Annotated in this window: 14 protein-coding genes and 1 tRNA gene; 4 read left to right on the plus strand and 11 right to left on the minus strand. The window is 62.9% G+C overall.

Translation table 11 applies throughout. The annotated features are described in order from the left end of the window. The 4 genes from cdd to AC07UC_RS10425 all read right to left on the minus strand — a co-directional run bounded on the left by cdd (position 1) and on the right by AC07UC_RS10425 (position 4,301). A complete protein-coding gene (gene cdd / locus AC07UC_RS10410) occupies positions 1 to 393 on the minus strand; it encodes a cytidine deaminase (protein WP_140771997.1) in 393 nt (130 codons plus the stop codon). Positions 394 to 560: 167 nt separating this feature from the next. Further along, a complete protein-coding gene (locus AC07UC_RS10415) occupies positions 561 to 1,631 on the minus strand; it encodes an ABC transporter permease (RefSeq protein WP_172372180.1) in 1,071 nt (356 codons plus the stop codon). 1 nt (position 1,632) lies between these two features. Then, positions 1,633 to 2,772 (minus strand): ABC transporter permease, encoded by a 1,140-nt coding sequence (locus tag AC07UC_RS10420; protein WP_483126145.1) that lies wholly within the window; start codon positions 2,770 to 2,772, stop codon positions 1,633 to 1,635. Continuing rightward, positions 2,769 to 4,301, minus strand: coding sequence for an ABC transporter ATP-binding protein (locus AC07UC_RS10425; protein WP_494905541.1), 1,533 nt, complete (start codon positions 4,299 to 4,301; stop codon positions 2,769 to 2,771). The genes AC07UC_RS10420 and AC07UC_RS10425 overlap by 4 nt, the downstream gene beginning before the upstream one ends. A 216-nt stretch (positions 4,302 to 4,517) precedes the next feature. Between AC07UC_RS10425 and AC07UC_RS10430 the strand changes: the two genes are divergently transcribed. Both AC07UC_RS10430 and AC07UC_RS10435 read left to right on the plus strand, forming a co-directional pair. Further along, entirely contained in the window at positions 4,518 to 4,727 is a 210-nt protein-coding gene (locus AC07UC_RS10430; RefSeq protein WP_056577711.1) for a SlyX family protein, read from the plus strand. Positions 4,728 to 4,744: 17 nt separating this feature from the next. After that, on the plus strand, positions 4,745 to 5,182 hold the full coding sequence (locus AC07UC_RS10435) for a hypothetical protein (protein ID WP_494905543.1): 438 nt from the start codon (positions 4,745 to 4,747) through the stop codon (positions 5,180 to 5,182). Positions 5,183 to 5,297: 115 nt separating this feature from the next. On the opposite strand, the gene AC07UC_RS10440 is transcribed toward AC07UC_RS10435, so the two are convergent. The 4 genes from AC07UC_RS10440 to AC07UC_RS10455 form a co-directional block, all read right to left on the minus strand. Beyond that, complete coding sequence (locus tag AC07UC_RS10440) at positions 5,298 to 6,287, minus strand: BMP family lipoprotein (protein ID WP_140771989.1); 990 nt, start codon at positions 6,285 to 6,287, stop codon at positions 5,298 to 5,300. A gap of 336 nt (positions 6,288 to 6,623) precedes the next feature. Beyond that, complete coding sequence (gene msrA / locus AC07UC_RS10445) at positions 6,624 to 7,286, minus strand: peptide-methionine (S)-S-oxide reductase MsrA (protein ID WP_202325932.1); 663 nt, start codon at positions 7,284 to 7,286, stop codon at positions 6,624 to 6,626. A 39-nt stretch (positions 7,287 to 7,325) separates the two neighbouring features. Next, positions 7,326 to 7,649, minus strand: coding sequence for a hypothetical protein (locus AC07UC_RS10450; RefSeq protein ID WP_494905545.1), 324 nt, complete (start codon positions 7,647 to 7,649; stop codon positions 7,326 to 7,328). 130 nt (positions 7,650 to 7,779) lie between these two features. Continuing rightward, the gene (locus AC07UC_RS10455; RefSeq protein ID WP_494905547.1) at positions 7,780 to 8,463 is read right to left on the minus strand and encodes a hypothetical protein; all 684 of its coding nucleotides are present in this window, start codon (positions 8,461 to 8,463) and stop codon (positions 7,780 to 7,782) included. A 403-nt stretch (positions 8,464 to 8,866) separates the two neighbouring features. Here AC07UC_RS10455 and AC07UC_RS10460 point away from each other — a divergent pair. Beyond that, positions 8,867 to 8,956: transfer RNA gene (locus tag AC07UC_RS10460), tRNA-Ser, on the plus strand. Between the two features lie 499 nt (positions 8,957 to 9,455). Here the strand turns inward: AC07UC_RS10460 and AC07UC_RS10465 are convergent. Together AC07UC_RS10465 and AC07UC_RS10470 are read right to left on the minus strand one after the other, a co-directional pair. Further along, positions 9,456 to 9,851, minus strand: coding sequence for an ArsR/SmtB family transcription factor (locus tag AC07UC_RS10465; protein ID WP_140771982.1), 396 nt, complete (start codon positions 9,849 to 9,851; stop codon positions 9,456 to 9,458). 390 nt (positions 9,852 to 10,241) lie between these two features. Continuing rightward, positions 10,242 to 11,075 carry a class I SAM-dependent methyltransferase gene (locus AC07UC_RS10470; protein WP_494905549.1) on the minus strand — a complete coding sequence of 278 codons (834 nt, stop codon included), beginning with the start codon at positions 11,073 to 11,075 and terminating at the stop codon, positions 10,242 to 10,244. A 257-nt stretch (positions 11,076 to 11,332) separates the two neighbouring features. On the opposite strand from AC07UC_RS10470, the gene AC07UC_RS10475 reads away from it, so the two are divergent. Next, entirely contained in the window at positions 11,333 to 11,635 is a 303-nt protein-coding gene (locus tag AC07UC_RS10475) for a DUF982 domain-containing protein (RefSeq protein ID WP_172348624.1), read from the plus strand. 154 nt (positions 11,636 to 11,789) lie between these two features. On the opposite strand, the gene AC07UC_RS10480 is transcribed toward AC07UC_RS10475, so the two are convergent. Continuing rightward, a complete protein-coding gene (locus AC07UC_RS10480; RefSeq protein ID WP_494905552.1) occupies positions 11,790 to 11,987 on the minus strand; it encodes a hypothetical protein in 198 nt (65 codons plus the stop codon). Between the last annotated feature and the right edge of the window lie 78 nt (positions 11,988 to 12,065).

Consider the following 12,065-nt stretch of genomic DNA (forward strand, 5'->3'; position numbering starts at 1 on the left):
TCATTTCAAGATGTCGCCGCGAAAACCATAAGGCAGCATGTCGCCCATGGTCACGGTCTCGACGACGCCGGTATTGTCGCAGAGATAGAGTTTTGTGTCCGGCTGGCAGAATTCGGCCAGCCGCTGGCGGCAGCCGCCGCAAGGCGAGCATTTGGCCATGCGTTCGGCAAGGACGGCGATTTCGACGATCTTGCCGCCGCCAGCCATGATGTAGTGGCCAAGCGCTGTCGTCTCGGCGCACCAGCCCTCCGGGTAGGAGGCAACCTCGATGTTGGCGCCGGTGAAGACGCGTCCGTCCTCGGTGCGCAAGGCGGCACCCACCGGAAATTTCGAGTAGGGCGCATAGGCCTTGGCCATGGCGGTCCTGGCCGCTTCGAACAGATCATGCGACATCTCAGTTGTTCTCTCCGATGATCGTGTCCAAAACCCGGCGCATCCTTGCGCCGAGCCGTCGGCCCTTAAAGCGCGTCGCGTCGAAACGGATCCAGGCGACGCGCTTCAATTTTTTGTCTTGTGCATGTCGTTCTCCCAAAACCGAGGTCACTTTTGGGCGACATGCATTAGCGTTCCTTGACGTAGGGCACGCCGCCGGCGCGCGGCGGGATTGCCTTGCCGATGAAGCCGGCGAGCAGGATGACGGTGAGGATATAGGGCAGCGCCTGCATGAACTGCACGGGCACCTTGCCGATAATCGGCAGCGGCGAGCCCTGCAGGCGTATTGCCGCGGCATCGAGGAAGCCGAACAGCAGGCAGGCGAACATGGCGTTGACCGGTTTCCATTTGGCGAAGATCAGTGCTGCGAGCGCGATGTAGCCCTTGCCGGCGGTCATGTCCTTCACGAAGCCGCCATTCTGCACCATCGACAGATAGGCGCCGGCGACGCCGGTCAGGATGCCGGTGCAGATCAGCGCGCGATAGCGCAGCCAGGCGACCGAGATGCCGGCGGTGTCGACTGCGGCCGGGTTCTCGCCGACGGCGCGCAGCCTGAGGCCGAAGCGGGTGCGAAACAGCACCCACCAGGTGAACGGCACCATCGCGAAGGCGAAGTAGACGAGGATGGAATGACCAAGCACAAGCTCGGCGAACACCGGGCCGAAGCCGGGGATCCTGGCGAGCGCATCGAACAGCAGCGCCGGCAGGTAAAGGATGAGCCCGCGGATCGAAGCCAGGACATCGGCGAGGCTTGCGGTGCTGAAGCTGTAGGTGGACAGGAAGTTCGAGATCACATCAGCCGTTATCGATTCAAACCGTTCGCCCGGCTGCAGGGCCGGGGTGCGCCCGCCCTGCTGGAACCAGGCCTGGCCCAGGATGATGGTCGATCCGGCGGCGATGAAGTTGATGGCCACGCCGGAGACGATCTGGTTGCCGCGATGGGTGATGGAGGCGAAGCCGTGCACCATGGCGAAGGCGACCGAGATCAGGATGGCCATGCCAAGGCCGAGAAAGGCTGAGTGGAAGACCGAGGCCGCGGCGGCCCCGGCGAAGGCGCCGACCAGCATCTTGCCTTCCAGCCCGATGTCGAAGATGCCGGACCGCTCGGAGAACAGGCCGGCAAGGCAGGCGAGCAGCAGCGGCACCGAAAGGCGGATGGTGGAGTCGAGGACCTGGACGACAGCGTTGAGAAGATCCATCTCAGGCGCCCTTTCCCTTGACCGCTTCCATGCCGACCGACCGCGGACTGAACGAGGCGAACAGCGCCTGGATATAGGGCCTGAACATGTGTTCGAGCGCGCCGGCGAACAGGATCACCAAGCCTTGAATGATGACGATCATGTCGCGGCTGATGGCCGGCATCTCGAAGGCGAGTTCGGCGCCGCCCTGATAGAGCATGCCGAACAGGATCGCCGCCAGCACGATGCCGACCGGATGCAGGCGCCCCATCAGCGCCACGGCGATGCCGACGAAGCCGGCGCCGGAGACGAAGTCGATCGCGACATTGTGCTGGTCGCCCATCACCGGGTTGAGCGCCATCATGCCGGCCAGCGCGCCCGAGATCATCATCGCGGTGATGATGATGCGGGTTTCCGAGATGCCGGCATAGCGCGCCGCCTTGGGGCTGTGGCCATAGGTGCGCATCTCGTAGCCGAGCCTGGTGCGCCAGATCAGCAGCCAGACCAGGAAGGCCATGACCAGCGCCAGCAGGAAGGTGACGTTGAGCGGCGCCGAACGGATCTTGGCGCCGAACAGTTCGATGATCCAGTTGAGCTTCGGCAGTTCGGCGCCGGCGAGGAAGTTGCGGGTTTGCGGGGCTTGCGACCCGGCCGGCTTCAACGGCCCGACCAGCAGGTAGACCATGATCGAGGCGGCGATGAAATTGAACATGATGGTGGTGATGACGATGTGCGAGCCGCGCCTGGCCTGCAGATAGGCGGGGATCAGCGCCCACAAGGCGCCCACCAGCGCCGATGCGACGATGGCCAGCGGGAAGGTCAGCCACCAGGGCAGCACGCTGTCGAAGGACAGGCAGACGATGGCGATGCCGAGACCGGCAATGTAGGCCTGCCCCTCGGTGCCGATGTTGAACAGGCCGCAATGCGCCGCCACCGCCACCGAAAGCCCGGTGAAGATGAAGGTGGTGGCATAAAACAGGGTGAAGGCGATGCCTGTTCCCTTGCCGAAGGCGCCCTCGACCAGGATGACGGCGGCGCGGAATGGATTTTCGCCGACCAGAAGCACGACGAAACCGGCGACGATGAACGCCACCGACAGGTTGATCAGCGGGATCAGCCCATAGTCGGCCCAGGCCGGCAATTTGGCGTAAGGCGTGCTCAAAGGGCGGCCTCCTGGTGCTCGACACCCGCCATCAGCAGGCCAAGCTCGCCCTCGGTCGCCTCCGGACCGCGCTCGCCGACGATGCGGCCGGCAAACATCACCAGGATGCGGTCGGAGAGCGAGCGGATCTCGTCGAGCTCGACCGATACAACCAGCACTGCCTTGCCCTGGTCGCGCATGGCGATCAGGCGCTTGTGGATGAATTCGATGGCGCCGACATCGACGCCGCGCGTCGGCTGGCCGACGATCAGCACGCCGGGATCCTGTTCGATCTCCCGCGCCAGCACGATCTTCTGCTGGTTGCCGCCGGAGAAATTGGCGGTCTTCAGGCGCGGATTGCCCGGACGGATATCGTATTTCTCGATCTTGTCCCTGGCATCGGCCATTATGGCATCGACGTTGAGGAACGGCCCTTTGAGATAGCGGGGGTCGTCGTGATAGCCGAGGATCGAATTCTCGTGCTCCTCGAAGGCCAGCACCAGGCCGACATGGTGGCGATCCTCCGGCACGTGGGCCAGCCCCCGGTCGCGCAGTTCGCCGGGATCTGCCGCCCCCGTCAGGTCGATCGGCTTGCCGTCGAGCATGACCGAGCCGGAAACGGCACGCCTGATGCCGGAAATCGCCTCCAGCAGTTCGGATTGACCATTGCCGGCGACACCGGCAATGCCGACGATCTCGCCGGCGCGCACGTCGAAGGAGATGTCGTCGACCATGGTGACGCCGCGCGTATCCTTGACGGTCAGCTTCTCGACCGCGAGCTTGACGGCGCCGGCTTGCGCCTCGCCCTTCTCGACCCTCAAGAGCACGCGCCGCCCGACCATCAGTTCGGCCAGTTCCTCGGCGGTGGTCTTCTTCGTCTCCCTGGTCGCCACCATCGTGCCCTGGCGCATCACCGACACGGTATCGGTGATGGCCATGATCTCGCGCAGCTTGTGGGTGATCAGCACCACCGTCTTCCCCTGTTCCTTCAACTGCCTGAGGATGCGGAACAGGTGGTCGGCCTCGGCCGGCGTCAACACGCCCGTCGGCTCATCGAGGATCAGGATCTCGGCGCCGCGATAGAGTGCCTTGAGGATCTCGACGCGCTGCTGCAGGCCGACCGGCAGTTCCTCGATGATGGCGTCGGGATCGACCTCCAGCCCGTATTCGCGCTCCAGCCGCTCCAGTTCCGAACGCGCCTTGGCGATGCTGCTCTTGAGGAGAGCATCGTTCTCCGCGCCGAGGATGATGTTTTCCAGCACCGAGAAGTTGTCGACCAGCATGAAATGCTGGTGCACCATGCCGATGCCGAGCGCGATGGCGTCATTGGGTGTCTTGATCGAAGCCGGCTTGCCGCCGACATGGATCTCCCCGCTGTCGGCCTGGTAGAAGCCATAGAGGATCGACATCAGCGTCGACTTGCCGGCGCCGTTTTCGCCGACAATGCCGTGGATGGTGCCGCGCGCGATCTCCAGATTGATGTCGCGGTTGGCGCGAACCGCGCCAAAACTCTTGTTGATGCCAATCAGTTCGATTGCCGCTTGCACCATGCAGCCTTGTCCCACTCTTATTTTTTTATCGCTTGGTCAAAATGCCTAGCATGACGCTCCGCTCATGCCAATTGGCCCGAGCAGAGCCCACTCTCGACAAATCCCCGCGCGCTTGTCAATTTCGAACGTGGCCGACGCTCTCACATTCGCTAATATGGCGAAGCCGATTTGACACTTGTGGCGCAAGGCATCGCGGTACGAAACTGGGGACTTTGCATGACCATGCCCGCCGACCGGCTGACGACGCTGGAAATCCGCGCCGCCGAGCAGGAGAAGACCATCGAGGAATTGTCGGGCCAGATCGCCGAGCAGTGGACGGTGATCGAGCGCATGCAGCGCAAGCTTGACGCGCTGACCGAACGCTTCCTGGCGTTGGAGGAACAGGCGGCACCCGACGTGCCTGTGACCAAGCCGCCGCACTGGTAGGGGAGGGGGCGGGAGCCATGGCCAGTGAAAGCGATCGCATCGCACGGGCCGGCGACTATGTGCTCGGCCTGATGAACGATGCCGAGCGTGAACGGGCAGAGCGCGATCTGGAGATCGATCCTGCCTTCCGCGACGCGGTGGTGCGGCTTGCCGAACGCATGCATGTTTTCGACCGGGTCGAAAAACCCGCCTTGCCCGCCAATCATTGGACGCTGGTCACGCAACGCCTCGCCGAGTTGCCGCAGATGCGCAGTGTTGGGCTGGACGTGGACGGGTCGAAATCAACGCCGGTGATCCGCAGTCTGGAGCGCCGGCCTAACGGCATCGGCGTGCATTCGCTTGGCGGCCGGCGCGGCGCCGTCATCGCCGTCGTGCTGATCGCGGTCTTCGCGCTGGGCTACCTCGTGGGGGTTTGGTCGACGGGCAGTGCGTTCCTGCCTCGACCTCCAGGATAATCGCATAGGGCGCTCCCTGGCGCTGTGCTATGCCACTGGCCTGCCCCAACCTCCAGCCCCCAAAAACAAAACCGCCGGGACAAGGCCCGGCGGTTCGCAAATTGGTGTCTGCCGATCAATACGGGCAGGCGTTGTCAGCCGTGTAGTCGTGCACCTGGATCTTGCCGGCGATGATGTCGGCCTTGGCCTTTTCGACGGCGGCCTTCATCTCGTCGGTCACCAGCGCCTTGTTGTTGTCGTCCATGGCATAATCGACGCCACCTTCCTTGAGGCCGAGGTTCTCGAGACCGCCCTTGAAGGTGCCGTTCTTACCGTCCATGAAGGCGGTGTAGACGGCAACGTCGACGCGCTTCATCATCGAGGTCAGCACCTTGCCGGGCTGCAGGCCGTTCTGGTTGGAATCGACGCCGATGCCGAGCTTGCCGGCATCAGCCGCCGCCTGCAGCACGCCGACGCCGGTGCCGCCGGCCGCGGCGTAGACCACGTCGGAGCCCTGGTCGATCTGCGTCTTGGCGATTTCACCGCCCTTGGCCGGATCGTTCCAGGCAGCCGGCGTGTCGCCGGTCATGTTCTGGATGACTTCGGTCGCGCCGGCCGCCTTGGCGCCGCCGACATAGCCGCATTCGAACTTGCGGATCAGCGGGATGTCCATGCCGCCGATGAAGGAGACCTTCTTGGACTTCGATGCCATCGCCGCCATGATGCCGACGAGGTAGGAACCTTCATTCTCCTTGAACACCAGCGAGCGGACATTGGGCAGGTCGACGGCATCGTCGATGATGGCGAAGTTGAGATCGGGATATTCGGCCGCGACCTTCTTCAGCGCGTCCTCCCAGGCGAAGCCGGCCATGACGATAGGGTTGTGGCCGTCCTCGGCGAAGCGGCGCAGCGCCTGCTCGCGCTGCGAGGCGTTGGACACCTCGAATTCGACATAGGGCGTGCCGGTCTCGGCCTTGAACTTCTCGGCGCCATGGTAGGCGGCCTCGTTGAAGGATTTGTCGAACTTGCCGCCCAGATCATAGAGGATGGCCGGCTGGACATCGGCGGCGAAAGCCGGAAGAACCATTGCGGTTGCGGCCAGGAGGCCGAGAACGATACGTTTCATGTGATCCACACCCTGTCGGTTATTTTTTCCGTTACGCCTCGCCTGCCCGCCCGGTTCTGCGGCAGGCATGCGACGTCAGCCAGGAGTGTATTTCCTCCCGCTCGGCGGCAATCTGGCACGGCCCGAAACAAAATTCACGCGGAATTTTGACCTTTTGGAAAAGCGTGCCACGGGCAGGCCGTGCAGCAGTCCGATCCTTGCGCGATCGAGCGGTTCATCGTTTCACGGATACGCCGAACCGCTCTAACTTCGTGTTTTGACGCAATTCCTGTTGGCAGAGCGCCATGCGCTTTGCCTGGGAACCGCTTCGCACTTTTCCTGGAATTGCCCTGGCCGTCAGGAGGCGGCGGCCGGCATGGCGCAGGCTATGCCGGTGCCCTTGAGGTTGCAGTAGCCGTGAGGGTTTTTCGCCAGATATTGCTGATGGTCGGCTTCGGCGAAGTAGAAGGCGGGCGCCGGTGCGATCTCGGTGGTGATACCGCCGTGGCCGGCACCCCGCAGCGAGGCCTGGTAGGCCTCGCGCGAAGCGCCCGCCGCCTGGAATTGCGCATCGCCCGATGTATAGATCGCGGAGCGGTAGGCGGTGCCGACATCATTGCCCTGGCGCATGCCTTGAGTCGGGTCGTGGCTTTCCCAGAACAGCCGCAGAAGGTCGGCATAGGAGACGGTTTCCGGGTCGAAGACGACCAGCACCACTTCGGCATGGCCGGTCAGACCGGTGCAGGTTTCCTGATAGGTCGGGTTGGGCGTGATGCCGCCGGCATAGCCGACGGCTGTGACCCAGACGCCTTCGGTCTGCCAAAACATGCGCTCCGCGCCCCAGAAGCAGCCGAGCCCGAACATCGCCGTCTCCAGCCCATCGGGATAGGGGCCCTTGAGCGGCCGTTTGGAAACAAAGTGCCTGGGCGCGGTCGCGATCGCCCTGGCGCGGCCGGGCAGCGCCTCGGACGGCTTCGGCAGATTGAGTTTCCGGTTCAGCATGTCGCTCAGAAAGAACATGCGCGGCCTTCCTTCCCTTGGCGGGGTGCAAGAAATCGATCAATTGGTGGCGAATTGGCCTGTGCGCCGCTGGCGCCTGTGGCCGATGGCGTAAAGCAGGAAGGCCAGCACCGCGAACACGGCAAAGCCGGGCTGGTTGAGCACCCAGGCGACGGCGCCATCCCACAGAAGCGGGCCGGCCTTGGCGCGGACAAAGGTTTCGAACGCCGCCCGCGTGTCCGGCGAGACGGCCAGCCAGCTGGCGTTGAGCGGGGTCAGCACCAGGGCCGAAGCCGCCACCGTGCGCGTCGTGTCGAGCACCGCCATGATGACGGAGACCGACAGCGCGATCATGGCGGCAAGACGAAAAATGAAGCGAAACATCAAGCTCTCCCCCGGCCGATCCCAGACGCTTTCCCTGGGATCTCCGGCACGTGTCCCGAACGAGAAATAGAATGCGCTGGACCTGCCCGCAACCGCGATACGCGAATTTGAAGGCTTGGGCCTTCCGCCCCTACGCCATCGGCTTGCGTCCGCGCCGGTGAACGAACCAGACTGCGAGAATACCGCCGCCGATCGCGCCGACCACCAGTCCGGCGAGGCCGATGAAGGCGGCGAAATAGCCGCAGCCGCCCTCGAAGCAGCTGACCTCGGCGACCTCGGCGATCACGGAACCGGCGAAGAAGCCGCCCAGGGCGCCGACAACGGCGCCGAGGATGATGCCGAGCAAGGCGGCGACAATCGAAACGAAAACCGGCGGCGCCTCGGTTTGCTGCTTGGCATAAACGGTCTCGGCGCCGGAGCCGCGGCGCAGCAGGTAGATGCACAGCAGGCCGATGCCGATCTCGATGGCGGTGATGCTCAGGCCCCTGGCGGAGAAGACGAAATCCGGCACGGTAAGCACATAGGCCTGCCTTGCCAGCAGCCACACGATGGTGGCGACCTGCCAGATGGTGAAATGGCGTGGGAAGCGCCCGGAGCGGCCAAAGGCGAGGCCGAGCAGATAAAGACCCCACAGGATGGTGATGACATTGGCGACGAGCCCGCCAAGGAGGAAATAGAAGATCTTGTCCGGCAGGCCGGAATTTCCGACCAGCCACCAGGCCGACGCCAGGCCATAGACCGACCACGCCATGACGAAGATGAGCCAGCCCACGGGGACGTAGGACAGGTCGTTGCCCGCGCGCCCGGCCGGCATCTGTCCACTGCCCGGTTGCTCACCTGATGTCATGTCCGGACGATGCCCCCCGCAAAGCCTCAGCTTCACTCGACAGGCGGCCGGCGGCGAAGTCAAGCACGGCCGGCCTTGCTGGCTTGGCTGTGCACATCATTCGCGGCGCGGGCACCCCGAAAACGGGCGCGACAGCGGCCTTGCGAAACACCATGTGTCCGGCAAAGCGAATAGACTGCCGTTATGGCTTGGCATTCGGCGCGGGATCGACTAGATGAGCCCCGCGCCTGTTGCTTTGACGGCTCAGGTGCCGGGGAAGGATGTCCGCTGGTTGGGCGGCGTCCACGGCGCGGACATTCCGCACCGAAGCCCCAAGGGAGAGCATCTCCCCAACCCGCGCGGCGAAACCGGCCGGCGCGAAGGCAAGGACGGAGAGGTGGCCGAGTGGTTGAAGGCGCACGCCTGGAAAGTGTGTTTACGGGAGACCGTAACGCGGGTTCGAATCCCGCTCTCTCCGCCATTCCACAGGAACCGCAAGCCATAGCCGTCGAAGTAAACGGTGTTTCGCTTCACACCTAAAAATTCGAGCTTCGCTGTAAATGATCGGCACTGCGAGCGCGCCCTTTGGCAACCCCAGGCATTGCCTTCGGCGGGAAATTTGCGCCAACCGCGAAGAAGCCGCCGGCGGCAAGCATTAATGCGCAGCCAAAAAGCAAAAGGCCCGCCGGTCGGAGCCGGCGGGCCTTCAATGCTTTGCTTTAAGAGATCAACCAAGCGGCGGTGTGATTGAAGGACCCGATGCAGCAGTGACGGTCGAAAGGCGGTCGCGTTTCGTGAGCACGGGCTTTTCGTAGATTTTCTTCATTCCTAGAACCCCTTAGACGTTGGTGAAACTGCCTGCGCCGCTACCGCCGCCAAACGCTCACGTCTGGTCAGGATCGGCTTCTCGTAAATTTTCTTCATGGGAATCCCCCGGTTGTCCCTCAAGCCGGCAACGTGCCTTGCGCGAACCAAAATTGTCAACCCGGCGGATTTGAGGGTGCCCCGGGAAGCATGTCATTTCGGGCCAGATCATCCAGCAGCCGGATGACAGCCTTGGCGTCTTCCGACTTGCAGGAATAGTAATGCCAGGTGCCTTCGGCGCGGCATTCCACAATCCCGTGTTCAACAAGCACGCTGAGATGTTTTGAAAGGGTGGTCTGACTGCCGCCCACCCGGGAGACCAGATCGGTCACCGTTCTTTCCTGATCCACCAAATGAATAACTATCAACAGGCGCTTGTCCTGCGCCAGGACAGCAACCCACCGCGCCGCGACGCCCGCCTGCTTGCGCAGCGTAAGGCGTTTGGTCCGGCGCCACCGCAGAGCGGGGTTTGCCTTGATTTCCGCAAGTCTTTGCCTGACGTATGAGGCCATTTTTATGTCCCTGTCCGCAGCGGAGCAAAATCGTTGCCCCGGCTTCGCGAGTCAACAGGCGTCAAAAAGGCCCACTGCCGGATAGGTAATGGCAGCGGGCCAGGGTCCGAGTGCTGGGATCAACCAGCATAGGTCAACGAGCTGCCGCGGAGTTGGTTGCGACTACCACCGCAACCCAACAAGCCGAATCGGCTATTCCCCTTTCGGCATGCGGGCCTATGTCTCCAAGCAGTCCTATTCAGCCCGAGCGTCGTTCATGCCTGCTCCTCGTCGTTTAATAGAATACGCGGCAATCGTTGCGCTGATCGCGCTGGCGATATGGTTCGCGGTCCAGAATTGGCTCCGCGGTCAATTTGGGGATGCGCGTGGGCAATCTGACGGACCGGTTGATCAACGGCCAAGTGAGCGAGCCCGTTTGACAAGGCGATCAAGCCAGCGATCAAGCCTCGTTTCCGGCCGCGTTCGTTCGATTGCCGTCCTGTCTCCCTTGGCTGAAGCAGGCTTTGTGCAGACGATCAGGTCTGTGTATTCGCCAAGGATGCCGTGCGTGCGATCGGCGAAGCGATACACGCGAACATCAAATGCCGCCCACTCCGCGATGGCCAGATGCAGATCGTAGCCGTAGTCGACGGTCACGATCGAACCTTCGTTGCTAACCGGATTTCCGTGGATTTCCGGCTCCTTCAAATGCTCTCTCGTTCCATCCTCATGCTGGATGAACCTGCGTTCCCACGCGCTGGTCTGAGATTTCCGGACCGGAAAAGTACAGATGTAAATTCCACCGGGTCTCAGAGTTCTGAAGACCTCGGAAACTACCTTGTCCGGATGATACACGTGCTCCATCACGTCAAGCGTCACCGTGATATCAAAGCTGCAATCACCAAAAGTCAGATTTTCGAGATCCTCGTTGCGGACCCCCTTGTGCATCGAGCCAAATGGCTGATCCGGGAAGTACTGAGACGCAATGTAGTGTCGCGCGTCACGTTTCATGACCGCCGATATGCCCCTGCTTACGGGCGAAGACTCATGGATATGCAAGCCGCGCCAGTCGGGTCTCAGCTCGTTGAGGATGAGCGCCAGTGCTCGTTCCCGGGGGATTGATCCCTGCGGGCAGGATGTGCAGACCAACTCGTCACGCAGCCAGGCGCCCTTTGCCACAAATTCCGTATTTTTCTGGCAAATCGGGCAAAACCCGGAAATTTTCCAAGCCTGAAAGTCCCTCATGGTTGTCGATAGCCGATAGCTGGCGACATCTCAACCGGCTCCACCGTGTGCGTGGCCGGGCCAGGTGAGCGAGGTTTTGTATACGCCTGACTGGCGCGAACGGTGGCTGCCGAAAAGCGGCAAGCGGGCAATCGCCGTTTTCTCGACTGGCAACTCCTGGCCCGGAACCTCTTGGCCCTCCGCGCGTTTCACGGCGTCCCATTCGTGGACCAGCCCGGATATCTCTCCTGGCGCTGCGACAATCAGGAGCCCGCTTCATGCACGACAAGCTGTTTCACTCACCGGTCGCACTGACCGTCGGCCTCGGCTTCAAGCGCGAGATCGCCTCGTTGGCCGAAATGCACGACTTCCTGACCAATTGGACGACCTCGCGCCGCGGTCCCCTCCATCGCAATGCCGTCGAGGCGTGCGGCCTCGCGCTGGAAGGCTGCATCACCAGGGATGAGGCGCGCCATGCGCTCGTCGAATTCGCGAAAGCCGCCGGCATCCTCTGGCCGGAGATCGAGCCGGTCATCGTGGCGCGCGCCGTCGCGCGCGGCTATGGCGGCTACGCCGCCTGAGTTCGAGGCCACCGCCGTTGTGGTGGCCAATTCCGCATTGGCCATCATGGAAAGCCCGGCTTGGCCCTCCCAAGCCGGGCTTTCGCCTTTGCCGCGCGAAGATCGCAAAGATCACAGCTATTCATCGATAATGTTGCGCGGCGCCTTTGGGGCATCAACCTTTCGAATGTGCGTCCCGGCGCGTCGGCTTGGGCCTCGCCGGATCAGGCCCCGGCGCTGACTGCGCCGCAAGGCGCAATTCTCTCAGCCTGGCTGTCTTTGCCTCGCGAGCCGCGCGCTCGGCGTCAATCACGATCTGCGATTCACGCTTGGCGCGCTCGTCACGCTGGGTGTCGACCTTTGCACGGACCATGTGCTGCTACCTCCATCCCACGGGGCGTTGGTTCGGAACAATCGCCGCCTCCATCATGCGCCGGCTCCACATTGTGCA

It is taken from the genome of Mesorhizobium sp. GW821-FHT04C10 (genome assembly GCF_059420305.1).